This is a genomic window from Brevibacterium sp. GP-SGM9, assembly GCF_047300845.1.
In the GTDB taxonomy this organism is placed as follows: domain Bacteria; phylum Actinomycetota; class Actinomycetes; order Actinomycetales; family Brevibacteriaceae; genus Brevibacterium.
Genome location: NZ_CP178563.1, coordinates 2,979,818 through 3,004,885, shown reverse-complemented (window position 1 = coordinate 3,004,885; position 25,068 = coordinate 2,979,818). Strand labels below are relative to the sequence as shown.

Here is a 25,068-nt window from a genome sequence, read left to right as displayed (position 1 = left end):
GAGCCACAAAAGCCATAATCGTGATTGACATCACTTCTGCATAGGCGCAAACTTCAACAGTCGAAAGAACTATTCGCCACTGAAAGGGAAATGATGTCCACCATCAATCCCCCGACGCCCGGACATCCCACAAAGGTCGAAGTCCGGCACGACAAGGGACTCAAACGAGATATCGGCAAGATCGGTCTGCTCTTCACCGGGGTCGGTTCGATCATCGGTTCGGGGTGGCTCTTCGGAGCGTTCAACGCCTCGGTGATGGTCGGTCCGGCGTCGCTGATCTCCTGGGCGCTCGGCGCCGTGATGATGATCTTCGTGGCGCTCAACTACGCCGAGCTCGGCGTCATGTTCCCCGTCGCCGGCGGCGTCATCCGCTTCCCCCACTTCTCCTTCGGGTCCTTCGCGAGCTTCACCAGCGGCTGGATCACGTGGCTCTCGGTTGCGGCAACGGTGCCGATCGAGGTCATGGCCGCCGTCCAGTACGCCTCGAGCTATCTCCCCTGGCTCATGCACACCGTCGACGACGTGGCCGTCCTCACCGGCCCCGGCATCGCGGTCAGCATCGCACTGATGCTCGTCTTCAGCGTCATCAACATCTACGGCGTCTCGCTCTTCGCCCGCTTCAACAACATCCTCGTATGGTGGAAGCTCGCCGTCATCCTGCTCGTCATCGTCGTGTTCTTCGCCCTCTCGTTCAACCCCGGACACTTCACCTCCCAGCAGTTCGGCGGCTTCGCACCCAATGGCGTCGCCCCCATCCTCGCGGCACTGCCGGCCGCCGGAATCGTCTTCTCCTACCTCGGCTTCCGCCAGGGCGTCGAGTTCGCCGGCGAGACTACGAACCCGCAGAAGAACGTGCCCTTCGCCGTCATCGGCTCGATCCTCGTCACCGGCCTCATCTACGTCGGACTGCAGGCCGCCTTCATCGGAGCCCTGCCCACCGACCTGCTCACCGACGGCTGGTCGAACCTCGCATTCACCAATGACGCGGGACCGCTGGCCGAGATCTCACTGCTCCTGGGCGCCGTCTGGCTGGCCGTCATCCTCTACGGCGACGCCATCATCTCCCCTGCCGATACGGGCCTGATCTACACCGCGCTGGCTCCGCGCCTGTCCTACTCGCAGGCGAAGGTCGGCAATGCCCCGCGCGCCCTGGCCAAGCTGAACAAGAACGGGGTCCCCTGGGTCTCCCTGCTCGTCGTCTTCATCGTCTCGTGCATCATGTTCCTGCCGTTCCCGTCCTGGGCGAAGCTCGTCGGGTTCATCACCTCGGGCACGGTGCTCTCCTTTGCGACCGGCCCGATCGTCGTCGCCTCTCTGCGTCGTCAGCTGCCCGCCCAGGAGCGTCCGTTCAAGCTGCCCGGCGGTGACACGCTGCCGATCATCGGCTTCGTCTGCTCGAACCTCATCGTCTACTGGACGGGCTGGGAGACGAACTGGAAGCTGTTCCTCGCCGTGGCCATCGGCTACCTCGTGATGATCCTCCACCACATCTTCGCGAAAGATAAGAACCGTCTGCCCGCGCTGAAGATGCGCTCGGGCTGGTGGATGCTGCTGTGGATGGGCGGACTCGTCGTCCTCAGCCTGATCGGCCACTACGGCGGCGGCCTCGACCTGCTCGGCTTCATCGTCGGCGAGGTGGTCACCGTGATCTTCTCGATCGTCGTCTTCTACGTGGCCATCGCCTGCCGGCTGAGCCCGGAGGAGGCCGTCGAGGCGGTCGAGCAGACCCAGATCGAGGACTGAGGTTCGGCCGACTGTTCAGTTCGGTCGGACATCAGTGAGGCCGCCGAGGCGGTTCTGCCGGACCGCAGAAGCTGTTCAGTTCGGTCGATCCGGGTGGGCCAGGCTATTCCGAATCCTGGCGAGGTCTTCGGCGGTGTCGAAATCGGCCAGCTGATCCGGGTCGGCGTCGACGAGAGTCGGAGCGATTCCGGAGAAGAGGAGTTTGACCGGGCGATCGGCCACGGGCGCGACCGCGGCCAGACGCTGTCGCAGCAGCGCAGTCGGCCATGCGGTGCACAGGAACTGGGTCTTCCCACGCTCGTCGACGCTCGAGGCCGGCCGGGCCTCACGCCGACATGCGGCGAGCAGTGCGCGCAGAAGTTCGGCGGTGATGAGCGGCATGTCTCCGGCCAGGACGAGCGTGACATCGGGTTCGTCGGCCGCAGCATCGCTGGCGGCGGCGATTCCGGCCAGCGGCCCCGCGAAGCGCGGCTCCTCGACGACGGTGCGGACCTCAGCGGCCTCGGATTCGCTGAGTCCTTCGGCGGTGCCGGCGATCCACACCGTCCCCTCGGGCACGGCCACTCGCACAGCGGCGAGGATCCGTGAGAGCACCGAGCGGCCCTCCAGCTCGACGGCGGGTTTGTGAGAACCGCCGAAGCGGCTGGAACGACCGCCGCTGAGGATGATCACCGAAGTCGACATACTCCGATGGTACGCATTTCTTCGCCCCCGGATCGGGTCGGCCGACAACGGATTCCGCACCCCCACCTCGGCGGGGGTGGGTCATAATGGGGCCAGGAACCGTACGTCGCGCACGGAGGAGAGAAGAATGACGAAGTTCGATGTCGTCGAGGCATCCATCGCCGAGCTGCGGAGTGCCCTCGAGGAGGGAGCGACCACCTCGGTGGAGCTCGTCGAGGCCTACCAAGATCGCATCTCCGCCTACGACGGACCCGAGACCGCGACCGCGCTCAACTCCGTCATCGTCGCCAACCCCCAGGCCCTCGCCGAGGCGGCGGCGTCCGACGAACGGCGCGCGGCCGGCGCGACCCTCGGCCCTCTCGACGGGATCCCGTACACCGCGAAGGACAGCTACCTCGTCGCCGGGCTCACCGCGGCCGCGGGCTCCCCGGCCTTCGCCTCCCTCATCGCGCAGCACGACGCCTTCACGATCGAGCGGCTGCGGGCCGGCGGCGCGATCTGCCTGGGACTGACGAACATGCCGCCGATGGCCAACGGCGGCATGCAGCCCGGACTCTACGGCCGGGCCGAAAGCCCCTACAGCGCCGACTGGCTGACCAGCGCCTTCGCCTCCGGATCTTCTAACGGCTCGGGAACGGCGACGACCGCGAGCTTCGCCGCCTTCGGCCTCGGCGAGGAGACCTGGTCCTCCGGGCGGGCACCGGCCTCCCATAACGGACTCATCGCCTACACACCCTCTCGCGGGGTCATCTCCGTGCGCGGGAACTGGCCGCTCGTACCGACGATGGACGTCGTCGTCCCCCACACCAGGTCGATGGCCGATCTTGCGGAGGTCCTCGACGTCATCGTCGCCGACGACCCGGAGACCCGCGGAGACTTCTGGCGCGTCCAGCCCTGGGTCGACATCCCGCGGGCCGGTGCCGTGCGCCCCGAATCCTATGCCTCGCTGCTGCCTGCCGACGCCGACGCGGCCCGCAAGATGCTTGCCGGCAAGCGCCTCGGCGTGCCCCGGATGTACATCAACGCCGATGCCGAGGCCGGGACGAACCCGGACGGCGGCATCGGCGGGCCGACGGGGCAGCGGATCGAGACCCGCGCCTCGGTGATCGCGGCCTGGGAGGCCGTCCGGCGTGACCTCGAGGCGGCCGGCGCCGAGGTGGTCGAGACCGACTTCCGCGTCGTGAGCAACTACGAGGGCGATCGGCCCGGCGCCCCGACGATCGCCACCCGCGGACTGGTCACGCCCGCGTACCTCGACCGGGAGATCAACGACCTCTCGTCCTGGGCCTGGGACGACTTCCTCGCCGCCAACGGCGACCCGAAGCTCTCCACCCTGACCGAGGTCGACGGAGCCGCGATCTTCCCCCATCCCGCAGGAGCCCTGCCCGACCGCTACACGGGCTTCGACGATGACATCGCCACCTATCCCGAGCAGGTGCGCCGCAACGGATATGCCGCGATCACCGAGATCCCGCTGCTCGAATCCGGAGTCCGCGGCCTCGAGGAGACCCGCCGCCTTGACCTCGAGGAATGGATGGACGCCAACGAACTCGATGCCGTGATCCACCCGGCGATGGCCGATGTCGGGCCCGCCGATATGGACGTCGACGAAGCCTCGGCGGATCTGGGATGGCGCAACGGCACCTGGGTCGCCAACGGCAATCTCGTCCCCCGCCACCTCGGCATCCCGAGCGTGACCGTGCCGATGGGCACCATGGCCGACACCGGGATCCCGGTGGGTCTGACGATCTTGGGCCGCGGGTGGGACGATTCCGCGCTCATCGAGATCGCCGCGGCCGTCGAGGCCACGGGTGAGCGGCGGGAGGAGCCGCCGCGGACCCCGCGAATCTGAATTCTTCGGGTGAACCCCTCACGGCTCTGGCGTGTCGAGCTGCCGGGGTGGAACAGTATTGTCCATGACGGACTACACAGTGCTCGCCGAACGCGCCTCCACCCTTCTCGAGGGCCATCATCAGACCGAACCGCTCGTCCTGCCGACCGTCTGGGACGCCTGGTCGGCCCGCGCGATGGTCGACATCGGCTTCAATGCCCTGAGCATCGGATCCCACCCGTTGGCAGATTCCCTCGGCTACGCCGATGGTGAGGCGATGAGCCTCGACCAGGCACTCGAGGGGATCTCCCGGATCACCGCCTCGGTGGAGGTGCCGGTCACCGCGGACCTCGAATCCGGCTACGACACTCCTGCCCCGGAGCTCATCGCCGGTCTCCTCGAGGCCGGGGCCGTGGGCGTGAACATCGAGGACACCGTGCACAGCCAAGGACGGCTGCGCAGCCCCGAAGAACATGCCGAATACGTCTGGAGCCTGCGGCAGGCGGCCGAAGCCCAACGTGTCCACGTCGTCATCAACGCCCGCACCGACGTGTTCAAACACCGGGGAGAATTCGATGATCCCACCGCCGAGGTGATCCGCCGACTCCGCCTGTGCACCGAGGCGGGCGCGGATTCGGTCTACCCCGTCGCGATGCCGGACACCGAGACACTCAAGACCGTCCTCTCCGAAATCACCCTGCCCCTCAACGTCACCGCCCATCCGGTCAAGGGCGCGATTCCCGATGAGCTCGACCTCGCGCAGCTGGCCGAGCTCGGCGTCGGCCGCGTGACCTTCGGACCGCTGCTGCAGGCGGCCCTGCATGATCACTTCGCCGACTTCACCCGCAACTGGCAGTAACCGGACCGAACCGGACCGACAACGCAACGCCCACCGCAATGATGAGGAGACGCAATGCCTGAGAACCCCCGCGAGGGACAGCCCGTCTGGATCGACTATGTGTGTCAGGACTTCGACGCCATGACCACCTTCTACTCCGAGCTCTTCGGCTGGGAGTTCACCGACCAGGGACCGGAATTCGGCCACTACACCATGATCACGAAGGACGGTGCCGCCGTCGGCGGGGCCATGCGGGCGATGAACATGGATGGTTCCCCGAACCCGATGATGCCGACGATGTGGACGACCTATCTGCACACCGCGGACATCGCCGGTGCCTATGCCTCCGCACTGGCCGGCGGAGCGGCCCCCATCGCCGAGCCCATGGCGGTCGGTCCGCTGGGCCAGATGGCCGTCATCACCGATCCCACGGGCGCGGGCGTGGGAATGTGGCAGCCGGGCGAGTTCACCGGCTTCGACACTCCGCTCACCCCCGGCACACCCGTGTGGTTCGAGCTCATGACGGTCAACTACCCGGTCGCCACCGAGTTCTACCGCACCGCCTTCTCCTTCGACATCGTGCAGATGCCCGATTTCCCCTACTCCACCCACGGTGCGGACGAGAATGCCCTGGCCGGCATCTGCGACGCCAGCCAGTGGGCGCAGGTCTCGTACTGGCGCAACTACATCAATGTCGACGATGCCGATGCCGCCGCGGCGAAGGCGACCGAACTCGGCGGTACCGTGCTCGCCGGGCCCGAGGACTCACCGTACGGACGCATCGTCACGGTCAACGATCCGGAAGGTGCGACCTTCCAGCTGCAACAGAATCCGTGATCGCGACCCTCAGGCCCGCAGCGCCAGCGCGAAGGGCAGCACGGCACTCGCACCGGCCTGCCTGAGCAGCCGGGCGCAGATCGCCATCGTCCATCGGGAGACCACCTCGTCGTCGACGAGGAGCACGGACTTCCCGGCCACGGCCTCGGCGACCTCGGGTGGGACGACGAAGGCGTCGTGGAGGTCCTTGACCCGGAAGGCGCTGTTGACCTCGGGGGTGCCGTGGTCGTGGACTTGGACGAGCTGCCCGCCGTCGGCCAGGCGACCGGCCGCGGCGAGGTTCGCCGCCAGAGATCTGATCGTCACCGGCCGGCGGGCACTCGGGATCGAGACCACGACCTCGGGGCGATCATCCCAGTTCCACTGGCTGAGGACCTCGAGACACCACTTGCCGATCTGAGCGGGCACCTCCGCGTCGGGGGCATCGGGGGCGAGGAAGGACCGCAGCGTCTGTCCCTGACCCAGATCGCTCAGCCGGGCGATCGCGCGCCCTTCGGCGGAGAGCTCCTCGGCCGGGATCCGACCCTTGAGCGGGACGCCGATGTTGCCCATGCCGCTTGGCCAGGTGCTGCGCGGGTCGATGGGCAGGCCGATGCGATGCAGGGTCCCCGCGGTCGCCGCTCGCCGCTCATCGGAGATCTCGCTCGACCACCAGACGCCGGCGCAGTTGTCACAGCGTCCGCAGGGCTGGGGATCCGGATCGTCGAGCTGGCGGATGAGGAACTCCATCCGACACTTCCCGGTGGCCTCGTAGTCGAGCATCGCCCGGGCTTCATCGGCGCGGACGGCCGCGACCTTCTCGTAGCGCTCCCGGTCGTAGGTCCAGCCCTGACCGGTCGAGACGTATCCGCCCTTGACCTTCGACACGGCGTCCTCGACCTCGAGGGTCTTGAGCAGGAGGTTGAGCCGGGTGCGCTTCGTCCCGACGAGGGTCTCCAAGCGGGCCACGGACAGGGGGCCGTCCGCCTCGGCGAGCGCGGTGAGCACGGCATTCGCATCGGTCTGGCTGGGCATCGACGCGGTCGCGAAGTACTCCCAGATCTCCTCGTCCTCACGTCCGGGCAGGAGCAGGACGTCGGCGGAATCGGTGGCGCGACCGGCACGGCCGACCTGCTGGTAGTAGGCGACAGCTGAGGACGGGGCGCCGAGGTGGACGACGAAGCCGAGATCTGGTTTGTCGAAGCCCATGCCCAGCGCCGAGGTGGCCACGAGTGCCTTGAGCCTGTTGTCCTTGAGCATCTGCTCGAGTTCGGCCCGCTCCTCCGCGTCGGTCCGGCCCGTGTAGGCGCGCACCTCGTGGCCCTGGTCGCGCAGGATTCGGGTGATGTCCTCGGCCGCGCTGACGGTGAGCGTGTAGACGATTCCGGACCCGGTGAAATCGCCGAGGTGGGAGCCGAGCCAGGCGATGCGCTCGCTCGCGTCGAGGCCGGGCTGGACCCCGAGTCGCAGCGAGTCGCGGGCGAGTTCTCCGCGGACGACGGTGGTGTCGTCGCCGAGCTGTTCGGCGACGTCGTTCACGACCCGGGAGTTCGCGGTCGCGGTGGTCGCGAGCACCGGGGTGTCGTTCGGCAGCTCGGAGAGGATGCGGCCGATGCGCCGGTAGTCGGGGCGGAAGTCGTGGCCCCAGTCGGAGATGCAGTGGGCTTCGTCGACGACGATGAGGCCGAGGAAGGACAGCAGCTGCGGCAGCACCTCGTCGCGGAACTGGGGGTTGTTCAGCCGCTCGGGTGACACGAGGAGCACGTCGAGGCTGCCTGCACGCAGGTCCTCGAGCACGGCGTCCCATTCGGTGACGTTGGAGGAGTTGAGGCTGGCGGCGCGGACTCCGGCGCGCTGCGCCGCGGCGATCTGGTCGCGCATCAGGGCGAGCAGCGGGGAGATGATGAGGCTCGGGCCGGTTCCGGCGGCCCGCAGCATCCGGGTGGCCACGAAGTAGACAGCGGACTTGCCCCAGCCGGTGCGCTGGACGACGAGGACCCGCTTCTTGCCGACCACGAGATCGCGGATCGCCTCGCACTGGCCGTCGCGGAACTGCGCGTTCGGGTTCGCGGTGAGCTCGGCGAGGATGCGCTGGGCTTCGCGGCCGAAGTCATCGGCACCCGCCGCCTGCACGGTTGCGGTGCTTGCCGGTGCAGTGTCTGCTGGGGCTGTGTCTGCCGGTGCGGTGTCTGCTGGTGCCGTCGTCGGGGTGGAGTCCGTCATGGGGCCAGTCTAGGTGCGGGCACTGACACAGAAGCCTGGAGGGATGATGACCTGCGGGGATGCGAACCTGCGAGGCGAGCTCACCTCACCGCAGGGCAAGCCCGCCTCACCGGAGGGCGAGTTCGATGCCCAGGGTCGCGAGCACTCCGAAGAGCACTCCCCAGAGGATGATCGAGATGATCTGCCAGAAGGCGACGACATTGCGGTTCGCGCCGAAGCCGACCATCGCCGAGGAGGTGATCTGCGAGGGCAGAAGGGTCTGACCGAGCAGCGAGACCCCCGGCACCCCGAACTTGTCGAACATGCGTTTGAGTCGCTGGCGCTTCTGGGACGGCTCTTCGTCCTTGTTCTTCCGCGCTCGGTCCCGAATGGCTCCGGCCCCGTAGACGAAGGCGAGCATCGAGGCCACGTTGCCGATGATGGCCATGAGAATGGCGAGCACCGGGTGGAGTCCGATCGCGACGCCGATGACGGCACCGAAATAGGACTCGACGAAGGGGATGGCGGAGAGGAGCAGGATGCCTGCCCACTGCAGCCAGACGGGAATGGAATCGGCGAAGTTCTGCAGGCTCTCGATCATGTGCGGCTCCTGTTGTTCGGGGTCGGACTCATGGTCGCGGGAATCCATCGGTCGCCATCGTCGATCTAGTACGATGTGCCGGTACGCTGTACTATACAGGAATGGCGACACATCTGCACGGGCACCCGAGGACGGCTGCGAGGAGGACTCATGTCACGGCGCGATGACATCATCGCTGCGGCGATCCGCCTGACCGAGCGTTCGAATCCCGGAGAGGCGACGCTGAGCGTCCGCGCGGTCGCGCGGGAGGCCGGGGTCGGCGCCTCGACGCTGCGCCACTATTTCCCTACGCAGGCCGATCTCCACGAGGAGATCGCCCGCAGCGTCATGGACGTCTCCATCAAGGACTTCGCCATCACCGACTCCGCGCTCGACCCCGGGCAGCGCCTCTTCGAGTGCTGTGCCCAGTTGCTGCCGAATCACGAACACCGCGATCTGCAGCTCGAAACCTGGCTCACCATCCACCTCAATGCCCTCGGTCCGGAACGGCGGGAGGTCCCGGCCAGACTCCTCGATCACGCCCATGACGTCACCTATGACTGCCTGCGCCGCTGGCTGGACATTCTGGCATCCGAGGGACACCTCGATCCCGCCGAGGTGGGGCCCGCGTCCATCGCCCTGTTTACGATGCTCGACGGCCTCGCCCTCCATTCGATCATCACTCCCGATCGGATCACCATCGACGTCACCCATGAGCAGCTGCGCTGGATGATCGACAGGATCCTCCACCGCTGAGTTCGGCGCAGCCCGTCGACCCAGTCGCTCAGCGCATGCCCTCGGCCGCCCGACGAAGAGCTGCCGTCAGTCGCGCCAACTTGTCCGACGCCAGCTTCCAGTGATGCCAGTACAGGGGGACCTCGATGCTCGGATTCGCGGTGATCTCGACGAGGTCGGCGTCCATGTCCTCGAGCTGCATCACCGGGATCATCCCCCAGCCGAGACCGGCGGCGACCGCGGTCGCGAACTCGACCGAGCTGGGCACCACGGACATCGGCGGAACGGTCGTCACGCCCGCTCGGCGCAGGAACGCGAACTGCAGGTCATCGTCCCTGCCGAAGTTCACCATGGGCAGTCTCGCCAGGTCCACCTCGGCGCCGCCGCTCCGAGGGTCGAGCCGCCGGCTCCGACGGTCGAGCAGCTCCCTGTGCGCGACGGCGACGTAGCGCATGCTGCCGAGGCGTTCGACCCGGGTGCCGTAGCCACCGACCGCCGCCGAGGTGATGGTGCCGAGCACCTCGCCCGAGCCGAGCAGGGGCAGGGCCTTGTCCTGGTCGGCGAGCTCGATGCGGATGACGGCATCGTCCCAGCCGGCCGCCTCGGCGAAGATGGGACGGAACCATGTCGCCATCGAATCCGCGTTGACCCCGATCCGCAGGACCGTGGGACTGCGCCGCCGCGCGCCGGTCACCGAGTCGCCGTGGAGACCGGCGCCCTCGGGCGCATCGACGTCGATGCCGTGGAGTCGGTCCATGGTCTCGGACTCGAGGAGTTCGACCTCCCGCGCATATTTGAGTACCGCCTCCCCCGCCTCGGTGACGGTGACGGGGTTGGTGCGGCGGATGAGGACCTGCCCGAGGCGGGACTCGAGCGTGCGGATGCGTTGGCTCGCCGCCGAGGCGGTGATGCCGAGGACGAAGCCCGCGCCTTCCACGGTGCCTTCGTCGACGGCGGCCGCGAGGGCCCTGACGTGATCGATGTTCATGAAGCAATTGTGTAACAGATACAGATTCTGTTGTTTTTCTTATCACCGCACGGGATCTAGTGTTTCCACGTGCTCACTCATCTCATCTCCGGTCTCCTCGCAGGCTGGTCGCTCATCATCGCCGTCGGCCCTCAGAATGCGCTCGTGCTGCGGCAGGGGATCCGCCGCGAACACCTCGGCGTGGCCTTGGCGATCTGCATCGCGGCCGACGTCCTGCTCATCGGCGCGGGCAGCGTGGGCATCGGGGCGATCGTCCTGCTCGCGCCCTGGGCCCTGGAGATTCTGCGGTGGCTGGGTGTGGCCTATCTGCTCTGGTTTGCGTGGAACAGCCTGCGCTCGGCTCGGCGGGCATCGGGGCTCGAGGCGGATACGCAGCAGCGCAGCCTCAAGTCGATCGTGGTGACGACCCTGGCGCTGACGTTCCTCAACCCGGGGGTCTATCTCGACACTGTCGTCATGCTCGGCAATCTGGCGAATCAGCAGGAGCCGGGCGGCGTGCTGCCGTTCACGCTCGGGGCGATGCTCGGCTCGATCACCTGGTTCCTCGGCATCGGCTATGGGGCACGCGGGCTCTCCGGATATCTGGCCAGGCCGCGGGTGTGGCAGGTCCTCGATGTCCTCATCGCGATCGTGCTGGTGATCCTGGCCGCCCGGCTCGCATTCGGGTAGGGCGTTGCTGGTGTTCGGGTAAGGCGTTGCTGGTGTTTGGGGCGATCGCTGGTCAGCCGATGGCGTTGCGGATGTCTTCGCGCACGAGGAGATCGGCGCACCAGGCGAAGTGGCCGTCCCTGCCTTCAGGGTCGAAGTACGTGTTCGTGATCACCGCATAGGCTGCGCGGTAGAGGGCGTAGGCGGTCGCGTCGTGGTCGAACCGGGACAGAAAGGCTTCGGTCAGCAAGTTTTCCGAGCGTCGAGCATGCGTACCGTACATGTCGAAGCTGCTCGCCGTGATCGCAGCGTCGAACTGCGGGTCGCCGAGGGTGGTGAGGAATCCGAAATCCACCACTCCGGCGACTTCCCCGTCGACGATCATGACATTGGCGGGAATGAGGTCACCGTGGATGAGCGATCTCGGTTCCGGGCAGGGCAGGTCACGCAGGCCGCGCACGATGCCCACGACCGCCTCGTCGATCGTGCCGATGGTTCCGCGCAGGGGCTCCGGCCGAGCGTCGAAGCGCTTGAGCACGAGATCGGCCAGGGAGTCCGCAAACCCGCGACGGATGTCGAATGGCTGTTCGCCGGGCAGAATCGGCAGGGCATCCAGCCCAGTCGAATGGGCTCGACCGATCCCGGCCAGAGCATCACCCATGAGGCGAATCTCGTCAGCGGTCGCCAGCGGCGGATCAGGCTGTGCATCGAGCCGCAACGGAGTCCCTGAGACTTTCCGTTCGATGGTGATCGCCCGCTCGCCGTCACCGAGGATCTCAATCACACGGGAGCACTGGAATGGGATCGCGGAGCCTACCAGCGCGGCTCCGAAGAGACGCAGAGTTTCGAGATCACCGGGGCTTCGGTGATGCCAGATCTTGGCGACCGCGCCTTCGGAGAGATCGACGACCTCTCCTTCCATCCCGGCCCCGAGCACTCGGCCCGGCTCCCACCCGTACCTGCGGAGCAGTGAAGCTGCCCGTTCGTCCATGACGACAGTCTAAGTGCGGCCCGTTCCACTGCAGGAGGAGTGTCACGTCCGTGTCAGTGTCGGCAGGTACGGTCGCAGGCATGGATCCCCGCGTCGATCTGCCGCTGCGTTCGGTGGCGCGCCATGCCCATTCCCCTCCGGAGCTCAGCCCCTGGCTGCGTCGGATACCCGCCGTGAGGGAACTGCTGGACGGTTTCGAGTTCGCGTGGACCACCGTCTTCGTCGGGGAGAACGGGTCCGGGAAGTCGACGATCATCGAGGCCTTGGCGACCTCTCTCGACCTCCCGCACGGCGGCGGCACCGGCTGGGAGGTGCGTGAGCACGCCGAGGCGACTCCCGAACTGGCCGACCACCTCCAGATCGTGCGCGGGGCCGCCTCGAACCGGGGCGGATTCTTCCTCCGCGCCGAAACCATGCACGAGAGCATGGCCCACCTGATCGAGATCGGCCAGAGCCGCGGCCTGCGCCACTCGCAGCAATCTCACGGAGAGATGTTCATCGACATGCTCTCCGGGAAGTTCATGGACCTGGGACTGTGGATCCTCGACGAGCCCGAAAGCGCACTGTCCTTCACCTCCTCGCTGTCTCTGCTCCAGCTCATCCGAGAACGCGAACGGGCCGGACAGCAGACCGTCCTGGCCACGCACTCCCCCATCCTCGCCAGTGCCGAGGGCGCCGACCTCTTCGAAGTCGGAGAATGGGGGCTGCGCGAATCCACCTGGGACCGACTCGAGCTGGTCGACCACTGGCGCCGTTTCCTCACCGACCCACAGCGGTACACCCGCTACTTCGACGACTGAAGCACGACCGGGACCGGAACGGGCCCTGCCCGCAACCTACAAGGTCAGGCTCGGGTGGAGCTGGGTGAGCGAGACCATGCGCTTACGGCTGCACACGATCGTCGTCGCCGCCAGACAGATAAGCGTCATGAGCAGCAGCACCACCGCCGACTGCGCCGCGATGAACATGTCCCCGCCGGCGATCAAGGTCCGCAGCCCGTTGACCGCGTGGGTCATCGGCAGGAACGGAGAGATGACCTGGAAGATGCCCGGCGCGGTCTGCACCGGGTAGGTCCCGCCCGCCGAGGCGATCTGGACCATCAGCAGCACCAGTGCGATGAGCCTGCCGACCCCTCCGAGCGCCGCCACGCACAGTTGATGAACGGCGTGGAAGCTGCCGGCGACCAGGATCGAGAACAGCAGAGTTCCCACCCAGGCCCCGGCCGAGAAGTCGAGGGCGAAGGTGAGCACCCCATAGAGCACCGCCACCTGCGCCACTGCGAAGAGCAGTCCCGGAACATAGCCGGCCCAGGCGATCCGGGTCGACTTCGCCGACGAGGCCAGCGCACGATACGGAATGGCGTTGATGACCATGTAGGTGATCATGCCGCCGATCCACAATGCCAAGGACACGAAGAACGCGGCCAATCCCTCGCCGTAGGCGCTCACGGCATTGTCTTTGAGCTGCTCCGCATCCACGGGGACGGCGACCACATCGGAGCGGTTCTCCCTGTCGGACTTGTCGTAGGTCGGGATCTGCTTGAGTCCTTCTTCCAGGCCGTCCTTGAGTTCGCCCGAGCCGTCGACGAGCTTGCCCGCACCCGTGTCGAGCTTCGTCGACCCGTCGACGAGCTGCGAGGATCCGTCCTTGAGGTCGGCGACTCCGGATTTGGCCTTGGCCGTGCCGTCCTTGAGCTTGATGGCACCGTCGTTGAGGTCACCGGCTCCCTCGGCCAGTTTGCCCGCCCCGTCGTCGAGCTTGATCAGACCCGAGTGCAGATCATCGGCACCGGTCGACACCTGCTGAGCGCCGTCGTCGAGCTTCCCGATCTTCTTGTCAGCATCGTGGATCTTGTCCATGACATCGTCCACGGCGTCCCTGACCGGATTCTCGAGGTCCTTCGCCTTGTCCGTGGCATCCTTCGCCCGCGAGTGAGCGTCATCGAGATCCCCGCCGAGGCTGTCCATGTCGTCTGCGAGCTTAGCGACGTCCGGATCGTCCGGGTACTTCTCCTCCAACTTCTTGATCCTCTCGTCCACGTCGCCGTTGACCGATGTCCGGGCACTGTCGAAGTCGTCTTCGGCCTGCTGGAGCTTGGGGCGAGTCCCATCGACGAGGTCGTCGGCCTTCTTCTTCAGATCGTCCGCCTTGTCCGTGGCGTCATCGGCGACGCCACGCAGCTCGCCGGTTCCGTCGGCGACCTGCCCGGCGCCGTCGGCAAGCTTCTTCGAACCGTTCTTCGCCTCGGTGGTGCTCTTGGCCAAGGTGTCCGCGCCGGTCTTGAGGTCACCGCTGCCTGCGACGAGCTGCCCGGCGCCGTCGTCGAGATCGCCGATCCCGGTCTGCAGAGTGCCGACTCCCTTGTCGAGCTCGGTGGTTCCGTCGACGAGGTCTCCGGTTCCCTTGTGCAGGTCGACGGTACCGTCGTTGAGCTGGGTCGCCCCGTCGACGGCGTCCTCCGTCGAGGAATGGATGTCGTTGAAACCGACGTAGACCTCGGAGACGTATTCCGAGGTGGTGGTTTCATTCAGCCCCGATCTGATCTCGGTGAGCACGGTGTTCGCGAGCTGCCCGACGATGAAGTTGTGGGCGTCGTCGGTGCGCAGCTGGAGGCCGGCCTGCTCGGGGTCGTCTCCGCCGGTGGAGACGAGCCGTTCGGAGAAGTTCGAGGGGATCTCGAGGATCGCGAAGTACTCGCCGCTGGCCAGTCCCTCGTCGGCTTCCTGCTGGCTCGTCTCCTGCCAGTCGAAGCCGCCCTCTCCCTTTGGAGTGATCTTGTCGACGAGCTCGTCGCCGGCGTGGAGTGACTCGTCATCCGAATTCGGCTTGTTCGCCCCGGTGTCTTCATTGACCACGGCCGCCTTGAGCTGGTCGAGGTGGTCGGTGGGTGCCCAGTTCGAAGCCAGATAGAGGCCGCCGTAGATGGCCGGGATGATGGCGACGACGATGATCGCCAGGCGCGTGATGGTGTGCCGTCTGAAGCGAGTGAGTTCGAGCCAAGGAAGGGAGAACATCGAAGAATCACCTTAGGATCGGTTGAGATATCGGGTTGCTTGCTGAGGAGCTGCGCCTCGGTCGTGCGCCAGTTGTGTCTCAGTGCTGAGGGTGCTGCGTGTGCTGCGGCTGGGGAGGCTGCGGCGGAGAAGGCTGCGGCCGCGGTGCGAGGGAGATTTCACTCACCGAGGTGGGCGAGACCTCCGATTCCAAGGCTTCGAGCGCCGCATCGACCTCCGAGGCGTCCTCACAGGAGACGATGATCGTGAGCAGATCGTCCGGATCGCGCGTCTTCCGCAGCTCCTGGTAGATCAGAAGGCCGGCCCAGGCGCGGGCGCGGTCCGTGCGTTCGCGCAGGTAGTCGATGTTGTCGATGACGACGAGCGGAGGCCGGCTGAGTCCCGCCAGGCCGAACTCGAGGAAGAACTTCTGCAGCTCGCTGAGCTCAGAGACGAAGGTCTCGCCGGTGGGATCGATGAGGAAGTCGGCCTGTTCGGCGTCGGAGGTGGTGAAGATACCCTCGGGCAGTCGGTCGATGACCTCGGTGGCGGAGAGGAATGTCTTCCGGATGACATCGATGACCTCACGCAGCGAGGACTTCGAGACCCACGGCTTGTACCAGGGCTGGAGCATGATGAGACGTTCGGCGATGTGCTGGGCGACGGTGAAGTCCTTCTCGAGGTCGGTCAGTCCCTCGACATGGCCGACTGCGACGTGTTCGCGCACGGCTCGTGCCTGCTTCCGGATGTCCAGGTCCCCGACGGTGCCCTCTCCGGCGGACACGTGCATCCTCCCGGCGATCGAGAGGAGCAGGGAGGTCTTGCCGGTTCCCGCGGCTCCGCGAAAGATCGCGATCGCACCGCGGGGTACGTCGAGGTCGATGTCGGAGAATACCTCGCCCTGCTTTCCGGACAGCCCCCAGCCGCGCAGTCGAAGTGCACTGGTGTCGATCTCGGGTTCTTCGGCAAGCGTGTGCGATGTGCTCTCCATTGCCTGAGTTTCCAATCGTGTCGGCCTGAAATGATCGATGACGCCGGGCGCATGATCCGGACGGCCGGTCTGCGAGCAGACTACGCCACCCAGAGACCCGACCCGCTCCTCACACCGCCATCGATAAAGTTACTTATAAGTAACTATAATTCCGCGAACCCCCTGTTCGGAACCTCTGCCCGGCAAATGTTCGCAAACACACATTGCCGACGGCCTCCGGTCGCTTCCGGCAGGAGCGCACGACACCCCGGGTCTCTCTCAACCTGACGAACCTGCGGCGGGTTGGGTGAGACTCGGGGTGCAGTGGTGGTGCGGGAGCGGCGCGGGCTCAGGGCAGGAGACCGCAGTCGGCCGAGCGACTCAGACGTCGAAGCGCTGGCCCTCCGGCTTCGAGGGCAGAATCATGAGAACGAGAAGGATGATCGAACCGACGCCCGGAATGAAGGACAGGAAGAAGAACGGTCCTGCGAAGTTTCCGTCATGGAGCCGACGCCAGATGATCGCCAGATGCGGAATGATGGTGGCGAGACCGATGATAAGCATAAGGATCCCTCCGACCGCCGTGAGCGCGATCGCTCCGCCGGAGGGGGCAGCGGTCTGCATCCCGTAAGGGTCGGCCGATGCCATCGATGTCGTTGCCGCCATCATGCCGAGACCGATGGAATATAGGATCCCCGGGATGATCGTAAGCAGCAGCAAGAAAAGGTAGGCGAACCAGTATTCGCTGCGCGAGGCGCGGCCGGTGAACTTCGTGTAGTTCTTGAAGAAGCGCTTGACGGCCTGGCCGAAGGAGGCACCATAGAGCGGAAGGGACAGATCCTCGGGGCTGGAGGCACCGCGGGGAGCGGCACCGAATCCTTGCCCTCCGGGTCCAGCGGCACCGGGGCCTGTCGGGTAGGCGGAATTCGCGTCGTAGGACATAGTCAACCTTCGTTGTCAGGAGTATCGGAACCGCACTCCCACCGGCGATCGGCGTCGTCTGGGCCCCGGTCAGCGGGTAGTGCGATTTCTATTGTGCACTACTGCGTCTCTGTTTTCCGTAATATTGCCGTTCCAGATCCGCCACACCCCCAGGCAGCCGTCCGGACCTGCCAGAAAGAGGGAGCGGAAACGGCGTCCGAGGACGAGAAGTCCTCGGACGCCGTTGGTCTCCGCGCAAAAACGCCGCTCAGGCGTCGCCCCCGGTCAGGGCGTAGGCTTCATCGACGGCAGACTCTTCGAGGTGTCCGTCCACGCGGCGCAGCGCCTTCCAGCCGAAGCCGAGGACGACCACGGCCAGCAGCACCGCACCCGCGCCGAAGAGGTACGGCGACCCGGTGCTGATCGATTCGGACACCGAGCCCGCGACGATCGGCGCGATGGCGCCGCCGACGAAGCGCACTCCCGAATAAGTGCCCGAGGCGACCGGACGCGGCAGGTCGCTGGCTTCCATGGCCGACTCCGTGAACACGGTGTTGAGTACACCGAGGATGAGGCCGGCGACGATGACGCAGACGATGATCCCAACGAACGACTCGACAAGGAAGGACATCACGGTCAGCAGCACGGCCAGGGCGAGGAGCGCGACGATGAGGCTCGCGCGCCTCCCCATCCGCTTCGTCAGCAGAGGCGCGCCGAACACCGAGGTGATGGCCACGCAGATGCCCCAGCCGAAGAACACGTAGCCCAGACCCATGGCGCCGAAGTTCTCGATGCCCATCTTCGCGGCGGCCGCTTCGACCGGGAAGGGGCTGTAGGCGAGCAGGATGAAGAATCCGAAGTTGTAGAGCAGAGCCGCGATTCCGAGAACCAGGATGCCCGGGCGGGCGAGTGCCCGGAATGTGGCGCTGAGCTTGATCGGCTCGGGCGCCGTCTTGAGGCTGTTCTTCTCGTCCTTGCTCCCGGGCAGCAGGATGAGGATGGCGATGAAGCCGATGGCCATGAGGACCGCGGTGCCGAAGAAGGGCCCGCGCCAGGAGATCCCGCCGAGCAGCCCGCCGAGCAGCGGACCGGTCGCGATGCCGACGCCGAGCGCCGCCTCATAGAGGATGATCGCCTTCTCGGCACCGCCGGAAGCGGCACCGACGATGGTCGAGAGCGCCGTGGAGATGAAGAGCGCATTGCCCAGCCCCCAGCCCGCGCGGAAGCCGATGATCTGATCGACACTGCCGGAGAACCCGGCGAGCGCGGAGAACGCGACGATGAGGACGAGGCCGATGAGCAGCGTCGTCTTCGCGCCGATGCGCGAGGACACGAAGCTGGTGAAGAACATCATGCCGCCGGTGATGAACAGGTAGCTGGTGAACAGCAGCATCGACTGCGCCGGAGTCGCGTCGAGCTCGGCGGAGATCGCCGGCAGAATCGGGTCGACGAGTCCGATGCCCATGAACGCGATGACCGCAGCGAATGCGACCGCCCAGACGGCCCGCGGTTGCCGCAGAATGGACTCTCCTCCGCCGTCGCCTTCGGCGGACTGTGTTTCCTTGCCTGATGACACGCTCATGTCTTCCCTGCGTACCCTTTCGTGTGGTGCTGTTCGGTGCTCACCTGAGTTCCCATCCGCCCGTCGGGCGGATGCAGGGGCCTGGCGCCCCTCGGTCCGAGGCTCAGATCTCCTCGTCGCTGTCGACCGGATGCCGGTCCCGCAGGTATTCGGCCACGAGGCCGAGTGCCCGGTGCACGCTGACCCGGTCGTCCGGGCTCAGCGATTCGAAGTAGGGCTCCATCTGGTCGATCATGATGCTGCGGTTCTCGGCGAGCCTGGCTCGCCCGGCATCGGTCAGCGAGAACTGCGAGGCCCTCCTGTCGCTCGCACTGGCCTCACGCAGAACCAGGCCTTCGCCCTCCAAACGGGAGAGCAACTTGGTCGCCGCGGGCTGCGAGCTGAGATAGCCCTGCGCGAAGTGACCGACCCGCACGGGCTGGTACTGCTCGACGACGGCGAGCGCACGGAGGGTGACGAGTTCACTTTCATTGCCGATCACTCTCCTGAACGCCCTGGTCAGGCGCGAGGAGACAACGACAAGCCCCGAGACGATCTCGGCCGAATCCACATCATCCATAACCCAGTTATATACCTTGGTTATATAACTTCGCAAACTCTGACCCCTCCGCGCCCGTCGAACGCGCCTGCCGAACGCACCCCACGGCCGCGCCCTCTGCGCTCATATGACGGACGCCACCGCCACCTCGGCGGGGGTCGTGCTAGCCTGGTTCCAACATGTTCCGGGGACGGTGAAAGTCCGTACCGGCGGTGACAGTCCGCGAGCCGTCTGCATTCGTGCAGGCAGCTGACTCGGTGAAATTCCGAGACCGACAGTAAGAGTCTGGATGGGAGGAGCATGGCGACCGCGGTCGCCGTGGAATCGGTGCTATCCCAGCATCGGCCCAGCGGCCTCACGTCCTGATCGTTGCACCAGCAATATCCTCCCTCCCGGCATCGGCACGGGAGGTTTTTTCATGGGCGAACGGTCCGACGAGACGGAGTTCTCCGAGCTCGAATCCAGGGCGATGGCGGCTGCGCTGAGCGCCGCCCGCGAGGGATATCGCGGGGCGAATCCGCTGGTGGGAGCCGCGATCCTGACCCGCGACGGCCAGATCGTCGTGGGCCACCACGCCGGGGCCGGTTCACCCCACGCCGAGGTGGACGCCATCACCGCGGCCATCGACCACGACATCGACTTAAGCGCCTCCACCCTGTTCGTCACCTTGGAGCCCTGCTCCCATACCGGACGCACCGGACCATGCACGCAGGCCATCATCGATGCCGGCATCCCCGAGCTCGTCTTCGCCCTCCCCGATACCAATTCCCTGGCCGCGGGCGGCGGGCAGATCCTCGCCGAGGCGGGGCTGAGAGTCCGCTCGGGACTGGACAGTGCCGAATCGCTGGCCCTCAATGCCCGGTGGCGTCGTGCCGTTGCCGAGGATCGTCCGTTCATCACCGCGAAGATCGCGCAGAGCCTCGACGGCATGGTCGCCGCGGCCGACGGCACCAGCCGGTGGATCACCTCGGCGGACTCCCGCGCACACGCCCACGAGGTCCGAGCGAGAGTCGATGCGATCCTCGTCGGCACCGGAACCGCCCTGGCCGACGATCCCAGGCTCAACGCCCGAGGACCCGAGGGCGAGCCTTCGGCTTCCCAGCCGCTTCCCGTCGTGCTCGGCCGCAGCGATCTTCGGCCCGACTCCTTCCTCGCCCTCAACCCCGACACCGTCCATCTGCGCACCCACGACATCGAGGCGGCCCTGGACGAGCTGCATGATCGCGGGGTACGCCATCTGCTCGTCGAGGGCGGACCGCGCGTGCTCGGGGCGTTCCTCGCCGCCGGGCTCGTCGACGAAGTCCACTGCTATCAGGCGCCCCTGCTCGTCGGTCCCGGGACCGGCAGCACGGCGGGACTGTCCATGTCGACGCTGAGCGAGGCCATCGACTTGGTCCCCGATGAATCGGGAGATCCGGCGATGACGAGGCTTGGCCCGGACACCCTGCTCCATTTCGTCACTGCCGACAGTTCCTAGCGCTCACGCCCACCCGTCTTCGCACCGCACACAGCACCACAACCACACGACTCGGAGTATCAATGTTCACCGGAATCATCGAAGAGCTCGGCACCGTCCTGTCCGTCGAGGGCACGGACGATGCCGCGGTCATCACGATCGACGCCAAAGGCCTCGTCGCGAATCTCGAGCTGGGCGGCTCTCTGGCCGTCAACGGCATCTGCCTGACCTCGGTCCGGAAGGAAGCTGAGGCGGCAGTCACTCTCTTCACCGCCGAGGTGATGGGCGAGACCCTGCGGCTGACCGGACTCGGCGCCCTGCGCCCCGGCGATCGGGTCAATCTGGAGCGGTGTGTGTCCGCCTCGGCGCGCCTGGACGGACACGTCGTGCAGGGCCACGTCGACGGCTGCGGCGAGCTGCTCCGCCGTGTCGATCGGGCCGATTGGTCGACCCTGCGGATCGGCATCCCGAATGAGCTCGCCCCGTACACCGCGGTCAAGGGTTCGATCGCCCTCAACGGCGTGTCCCTGACCCTGACTGCGGTTTCGGACCCGGAGGAGGACACCGCCTGGGTCGAGGTCGGACTCATCCCCGCGACCCTGAGCAACACCACCTTCGGCGACATGACCCGCGGAGACCCCGTCAACGTCGAGGTCGACGTGCTCGCAAAGTACACCGCTCGGCTGCTCGCCTTCCGCGACGCCACCACCACCCGCACCACCCTGAACGAAGGAGCCGACAATGACTGACGCACGGGAATTCGCAACCACCTCGGCGACGGCAGCGACCGGCCTCGACACGATCGAGGAGGCCATCGCCGCCTTCGCCGTGGGACGTCCGATCGTCGTCGTCGACGACGAGGACCGCGAGAACGAGGGCGACCTCATCATGGCCGCCGAATTCGCCGGACCCGAGTCCATGGGCTTCTTCGTCCGCTACACCTCGGGCGTCATCTGCGCGCCGATGGAGGCCGAACGTGCCGCCGCACTCGAGCTGCCACCCATGGTCGCTGCCAACGAGGACCCCAAAGGCACTGCGTACACCGTCAGCTGCGACGCCGTCGGGGTGAGTACGGGAATCAGCGCCGCCGAACGCGCCATGACCGGCCGCCATCTGGCCGCGGCGGTCCCCGACCCTGCCTCGATCACCCGCCCGGGACATGTGTTCCCGCTCATCGCGAAGCCCGGCGGGGTCCGCGAGCGGCCCGGTCACACCGAGGCGGGCGTGGATTTCGCCCGTCTCGCCGGGGCCGTTCCGGTGGCGATGATCGGCGAGGTGGTCCACGACGACGGGTCGATGATGCGCTTCGACGCCCTGCGGGAATTTGCGAGCGCCCACGACCTGGTGATGGTCTCGATCGAACAGCTCATCGCCTACCTCGACGAGGGTGAAGTTACGGGTGCGCCGGTTGCTGCTGTGGCTGCGGTTGGGGCTGGATCGGGGGCCACTGGGTCGGGGGCGGTGGCGGCGGGGTCGGAGACCGTGCAGGCGACGACCGCCTCGGTGCCTCTGCCGACGAAGTTCGGGAGGTTCGCTGCCCGCGCATTCACGGTCGACGGGCACGACCACCTCGGCGTGTTCTCCGGCATCGACCTCGACGATCCTCCGCCCGCTCCCCTGGTCCGGGTGCATTCGGAGTGCCTGACCGGGGATGTCTTCGGCTCACACCGGTGCGACTGCGGAGAGCAGCTCGACCTGGCGCTGTCGCGGATCGCCGAGGAGGGCGGTGCCGTCATCTATCTCACCGGTCACGAGGGGCGTGGGATCGGGCTGAGCAACAAGCTGCGCGCCTACGCGCTGCAGGATCAGGGGCGGGACACGGTCGATGCGAACCGCGAACTCGGCTTCCACGACGATGCCCGCGACTACCGTGCGGCGGCGGAGATCCTGCGTTCCCTCGGTCTGACTCGGATCCGCCTGCTGACGAACAACCCCGAGAAGACCCGCGCCCTCGAATCGCTGGGAATCACGATCGAGGCCGTCGAGCCGCTGGAGATCCCGGCTCGGCCGGAGAACACGAACTACCTCAACACCAAGCGTGAGCGTATGCACCACACGCTGACGCTGCCGTCCGTCACCGGCACCCCGCTGGCCGGGGCACAGCACAGCTGACCACCGACGCCCCGGGAACCCGGGGCCTGCGAAAGGAACCACCATGGCACATTCCGGAGCACCCGAACTCGCCATCTCATCACCGGGCACCCGAGTCGCGGTCATCGCGGCCTCCTGGCACACACAGATCATGGACGGCCTGGTCGCCGGGGCCGAACGCGCCGCGACCGAAGCCGGAGCGCAGATCACGCTGATCCGCGTCCCGGGCAGCTTCGAACTGCCCGTCGCCGCGGCACGCGTAGCTCCGCACTTCGAGGCGATCGTCGCCCTCGGCGTCGTCATCCGCGGCGGCACCCCGCACTTCGACTACGTCTGCCAAGCGGCGACCGATGGGCTCAGTCGGGTCGCGATCGACTCGGGCAAGCCCGTCGGCTTCGGGGTGCTCACGTGCGACACCGAGCAGCAGGGCCTCGACCGTGCCGGGCTCGAGGGCTCGCAGGAGGACAAAGGCCACGAGGCGATGACCGCCGCCCTGGTCACCGCCTCGGCGCTCGCGGAGTATCCGCCGGCTTGAGCGCGGGCGCGTCCGGCAGCTGCCACCGGCCTGAGCGCGGATGCGCCGGCAGCTGCCACCGGCGGACGATCTGTGCTGAACGCGCTGCGAAAAGCGGACGATTTGTGCTGAAATCCTCGAGGGAAATCAGCACAGATCGTCCGCGCAACGCTCCATCACCGGGGCAGGCGGCCCGGAGCAGGCGCCCCCTCAGCGAAACTGGCTCAGAACAGCTGGCGGATGTTCGTCCGGGCCAGGTCCACGAGTTCGTCGCCCTTGCCGGAGAGCACCGTGCGGATCGCGTAGAGGGCGAAGCCCTTGGCCTGTTCGGCGGTGATCGACGGCGGCATCGACAGCTCCTGGCGCTCCGTGACCACGTCGAGGACGGCGGCCCCATCGTAGTCGAGGAACTCGCGCACGACCTTCGGCAGGTCCTTGGACTTCTCGACGCGGAACCCCTTGATTCCCACCGCCTCGGCGATGGTGGAGAAGTCGGGGTTCGACAGGTCGGTGCCGAAGGTGACGAAGCCGGCGGCTTTCATCTCCAACTCGACGAAGTTGAGGGACGAGTTGTTGTAGACGACGGTCTTGACCGGCAGCTTGTTCTGGGTGAGCGTGATGAGCTCACCGAGCAGCATCGCCAACCCGCCGTCCCCGGCCATGGCGATGGTCTGTCGTCCCTCGTGTGAGGCCTGCACGCCGACGCTCTGGGACAGTGCGTTGGCCATCGACCCGTGGCTGAAGGAGCCGATGAGGCGGCGGCTGCCATTCATCGTCAGGTACCGTGCGGCCCAGACGACCGGGGAACCGACGTCGGGGACGAAGACGGCGTCGTCATCGGCCATCTCGTCGATGAGGCGGGTCAGATACTGCGGGTGGATCGTCCGCTTCGACGGGGTGGCCAGCTCGTCGAGATCCTTCCGGGTCTTCGCATAGTGCTTGGTCATCGACTTCAGGTGCGTGCTGCTGCGGCTCGGCTTGATCAGCGGCAGCAGTGCATCGACGGTGTCGGCGACCGTGCCCACGAGCGGAATGTCGACCGACGTCCTGCGCCCGATCTGGGCTCCGCGGACATCGACCTGGATGACCGTGGCGTCATCGGGATAGAACTGCTGATAGGGCAGGTCGGTGCCGAGCATGAGCAGGGTGTCGCAGTCCTTGAGCGCCTGATAGCCCGAGGAGAAGCCGAGCAGTCCGGTCATGCCCACGTCGTAGGGGTTGTCGTATTCGACGAACTCCTTGCCGCGCAGGGAGTGGACGATCGGGGCCTGGAGCTTCTCGGCGATGGCGATGAGCTCATCGTGGGAGCCTTCGGTGCCGGCACCGGCGAGAATCGTGACCTTCTTGCCCTTGTTCAGCGCCTCCGCGGCGGCTCCCAGCTGGGACTCTGCGGGGGTCATGTGCGAGGGATGGGCCTTGATCACCTCGGCGGCGGCCTCGATCTCTGCCAGACCGACATCGCCGGGGATGACGAGGACCGCGACCCCGCGCTTCTCCACGGCCTCACGCATGGCGATGCGCAGGAGCCGGGGCATCTGTTCGGCAGTGGCGACGTGCTCGACGTAGACGCTGCATTCGCGGAAGAGCTCGGTCGGGTGAGTCTCCTGGAAGTAGTTCGAGCCGATCTCATCGCTGGGGATGTGAGCGGCGATCGCGAGCACGGGCACGCGGGAACGCTGGGCGTCGTAGAGGCCGTTGATGAGGTGGAGGTTGCCGGGTCCGCAGCTGCCGGCGCAGACGGCGAGCTCGCCGGTCAGGGCCGCTTCACCGCTGGCGGCGAAGGATGCCGCCTCTTCGTGGCGGACGTGGACCCATTCGAGCTCGGGGTTGACCCGCAGGGCGTCGGTGAAGCCGTTGAGGGAATCTCCGGGAATCCCGTAGACGCGCTTGACTCCGCTGGCCACGAGCGTTTCGACGATGTTTCTTGCGACGGTGGGCATTGAGTTC

Annotated in this window: 22 protein-coding genes and 1 riboswitch; of the genes, 11 read left to right on the top strand and 11 right to left on the bottom strand. The window is 66.7% G+C overall.

The genetic code is table 11. From position 1 onward, the window contains the following. The first annotated feature begins 90 nt into the window (after window positions 1-90). Complete coding sequence (locus ACH82I_RS13505) at window positions 91-1,743, top strand: APC family permease (RefSeq protein ID WP_230745986.1); 1,653 nt, start codon at window positions 91-93, stop codon at window positions 1,741-1,743. Between the two features lie 75 nt (window positions 1,744-1,818). On the opposite strand, the gene ACH82I_RS13500 is transcribed toward ACH82I_RS13505, so the two are convergent. Beyond that, window positions 1,819-2,427 (bottom strand): molybdenum cofactor guanylyltransferase, encoded by a 609-nt coding sequence (locus ACH82I_RS13500; RefSeq protein WP_413333316.1) that lies wholly within the window; start codon window positions 2,425-2,427, stop codon window positions 1,819-1,821. A gap of 127 nt (window positions 2,428-2,554) precedes the next feature. Here ACH82I_RS13500 and ACH82I_RS13495 point away from each other — a divergent pair, with 127 nt between their 5' ends. From ACH82I_RS13495 to ACH82I_RS13485, 3 genes are all read left to right on the top strand, one after another. Beyond that, window positions 2,555-4,279 carry an amidase gene (locus tag ACH82I_RS13495; RefSeq protein ID WP_413333314.1) on the top strand — a complete coding sequence of 575 codons (1,725 nt, stop codon included), beginning with the start codon at window positions 2,555-2,557 and terminating at the stop codon, window positions 4,277-4,279. Between the two features lie 64 nt (window positions 4,280-4,343). After that, complete coding sequence (locus ACH82I_RS13490) at window positions 4,344-5,117, top strand: isocitrate lyase/PEP mutase family protein (protein ID WP_230745992.1); 774 nt, start codon at window positions 4,344-4,346, stop codon at window positions 5,115-5,117. Window positions 5,118-5,171: 54 nt separating this feature from the next. Then, complete coding sequence (locus ACH82I_RS13485; protein WP_230745994.1) at window positions 5,172-5,933, top strand: VOC family protein; 762 nt, start codon at window positions 5,172-5,174, stop codon at window positions 5,931-5,933. Between the two features lie 9 nt (window positions 5,934-5,942). Here the strand turns inward: ACH82I_RS13485 and ACH82I_RS13480 are convergent, their stop codons facing one another. Both ACH82I_RS13480 and ACH82I_RS13475 read right to left on the bottom strand, forming a co-directional pair. Beyond that, window positions 5,943-8,135, bottom strand: coding sequence for a RecQ family ATP-dependent DNA helicase (locus ACH82I_RS13480; protein WP_230745997.1), 2,193 nt, complete (start codon window positions 8,133-8,135; stop codon window positions 5,943-5,945). A gap of 106 nt (window positions 8,136-8,241) precedes the next feature. Continuing rightward, entirely contained in the window at window positions 8,242-8,715 is a 474-nt protein-coding gene (locus ACH82I_RS13475; RefSeq protein ID WP_230745999.1) for a hypothetical protein, read from the bottom strand. A gap of 150 nt (window positions 8,716-8,865) precedes the next feature. Here ACH82I_RS13475 and ACH82I_RS13470 point away from each other — a divergent pair, with 150 nt between their 5' ends. Next, window positions 8,866-9,450 carry a TetR/AcrR family transcriptional regulator gene (locus ACH82I_RS13470; protein ID WP_413333311.1) on the top strand — a complete coding sequence of 195 codons (585 nt, stop codon included), beginning with the start codon at window positions 8,866-8,868 and terminating at the stop codon, window positions 9,448-9,450. 28 nt (window positions 9,451-9,478) lie between these two features. Here ACH82I_RS13470 and ACH82I_RS13465 read toward each other — a convergent pair whose 3' ends face one another. After that, complete coding sequence (locus ACH82I_RS13465) at window positions 9,479-10,417, bottom strand: ArgP/LysG family DNA-binding transcriptional regulator (protein ID WP_230746001.1); 939 nt, start codon at window positions 10,415-10,417, stop codon at window positions 9,479-9,481. A 69-nt stretch (window positions 10,418-10,486) separates the two neighbouring features. On the opposite strand from ACH82I_RS13465, the gene ACH82I_RS13460 reads away from it, so the two are divergent. Continuing rightward, a complete protein-coding gene (locus tag ACH82I_RS13460) occupies window positions 10,487-11,086 on the top strand; it encodes a LysE/ArgO family amino acid transporter (RefSeq protein ID WP_230746002.1) in 600 nt (199 codons plus the stop codon). Between the two features lie 52 nt (window positions 11,087-11,138). Here the strand turns inward: ACH82I_RS13460 and ACH82I_RS13455 are convergent, their stop codons facing one another. After that, window positions 11,139-12,056: an aminoglycoside phosphotransferase family protein gene (locus ACH82I_RS13455; protein ID WP_230746003.1), complete on the bottom strand. Its 918-nt coding sequence runs from the start codon at window positions 12,054-12,056 to the stop codon at window positions 11,139-11,141. Window positions 12,057-12,136: 80 nt separating this feature from the next. On the opposite strand from ACH82I_RS13455, the gene ACH82I_RS13450 reads away from it, so the two are divergent. Then, window positions 12,137-12,856, top strand: coding sequence for an AAA family ATPase (locus ACH82I_RS13450; RefSeq protein ID WP_413333308.1), 720 nt, complete (start codon window positions 12,137-12,139; stop codon window positions 12,854-12,856). Window positions 12,857-12,892: 36 nt separating this feature from the next. Here the strand turns inward: ACH82I_RS13450 and ACH82I_RS13445 are convergent, their stop codons facing one another. The 5 genes from ACH82I_RS13445 to ACH82I_RS13425 all read right to left on the bottom strand — a co-directional run bounded on the left by ACH82I_RS13445 (window position 12,893) and on the right by ACH82I_RS13425 (window position 19,081). Beyond that, window positions 12,893-15,070 (bottom strand): YhgE/Pip family protein, encoded by a 2,178-nt coding sequence (locus ACH82I_RS13445; protein WP_413333306.1) that lies wholly within the window; start codon window positions 15,068-15,070, stop codon window positions 12,893-12,895. A gap of 79 nt (window positions 15,071-15,149) precedes the next feature. Then, window positions 15,150-16,040, bottom strand: a complete 891-nt coding sequence (locus ACH82I_RS13440) for an ATP-binding cassette domain-containing protein (protein WP_413333304.1) — start codon at window positions 16,038-16,040, stop codon at window positions 15,150-15,152. A gap of 360 nt (window positions 16,041-16,400) precedes the next feature. Further along, on the bottom strand, window positions 16,401-16,961 hold the full coding sequence (locus ACH82I_RS13435) for a DUF805 domain-containing protein (protein WP_413333302.1): 561 nt from the start codon (window positions 16,959-16,961) through the stop codon (window positions 16,401-16,403). Window positions 16,962-17,208: 247 nt separating this feature from the next. After that, entirely contained in the window at window positions 17,209-18,522 is a 1,314-nt protein-coding gene (locus tag ACH82I_RS13430) for an MFS transporter (protein ID WP_413333300.1), read from the bottom strand. Between the two features lie 103 nt (window positions 18,523-18,625). After that, on the bottom strand, window positions 18,626-19,081 hold the full coding sequence (locus ACH82I_RS13425; protein ID WP_413333298.1) for a MarR family winged helix-turn-helix transcriptional regulator: 456 nt from the start codon (window positions 19,079-19,081) through the stop codon (window positions 18,626-18,628). 155 nt (window positions 19,082-19,236) lie between these two features. After that, window positions 19,237-19,365, top strand: a riboswitch (FMN riboswitch). 113 nt (window positions 19,366-19,478) lie between these two features. Between ACH82I_RS13425 and ribD the strand changes: the two genes are divergently transcribed. The 4 genes from ribD (at window position 19,479) to ribH (ending at window position 23,142) form a co-directional block, all read left to right on the top strand. After that, complete coding sequence (gene ribD, locus ACH82I_RS13420) at window positions 19,479-20,537, top strand: bifunctional diaminohydroxyphosphoribosylaminopyrimidine deaminase/5-amino-6-(5-phosphoribosylamino)uracil reductase RibD (RefSeq protein WP_413333296.1); 1,059 nt, start codon at window positions 19,479-19,481, stop codon at window positions 20,535-20,537. Window positions 20,538-20,599: 62 nt separating this feature from the next. Continuing rightward, entirely contained in the window at window positions 20,600-21,265 is a 666-nt protein-coding gene (locus ACH82I_RS13415; RefSeq protein ID WP_413333295.1) for a riboflavin synthase, read from the top strand. Then, entirely contained in the window at window positions 21,258-22,628 is a 1,371-nt protein-coding gene (ribA, locus tag ACH82I_RS13410; RefSeq protein WP_413333293.1) for a GTP cyclohydrolase II, read from the top strand. The genes ACH82I_RS13415 and ribA overlap by 8 nt, the downstream gene beginning before the upstream one ends. Before the next feature lie 43 nt (window positions 22,629-22,671). Continuing rightward, on the top strand, window positions 22,672-23,142 hold the full coding sequence (gene ribH / locus ACH82I_RS13405; RefSeq protein WP_413333292.1) for a 6,7-dimethyl-8-ribityllumazine synthase: 471 nt from the start codon (window positions 22,672-22,674) through the stop codon (window positions 23,140-23,142). A 203-nt stretch (window positions 23,143-23,345) separates the two neighbouring features. Here the strand turns inward: ribH and poxB are convergent, their stop codons facing one another. Continuing rightward, window positions 23,346-25,061, bottom strand: coding sequence for a ubiquinone-dependent pyruvate dehydrogenase (gene poxB / locus ACH82I_RS13400; RefSeq protein ID WP_413333291.1), 1,716 nt, complete (start codon window positions 25,059-25,061; stop codon window positions 23,346-23,348). Window positions 25,062-25,068: the final 7 nt, after the last annotated feature.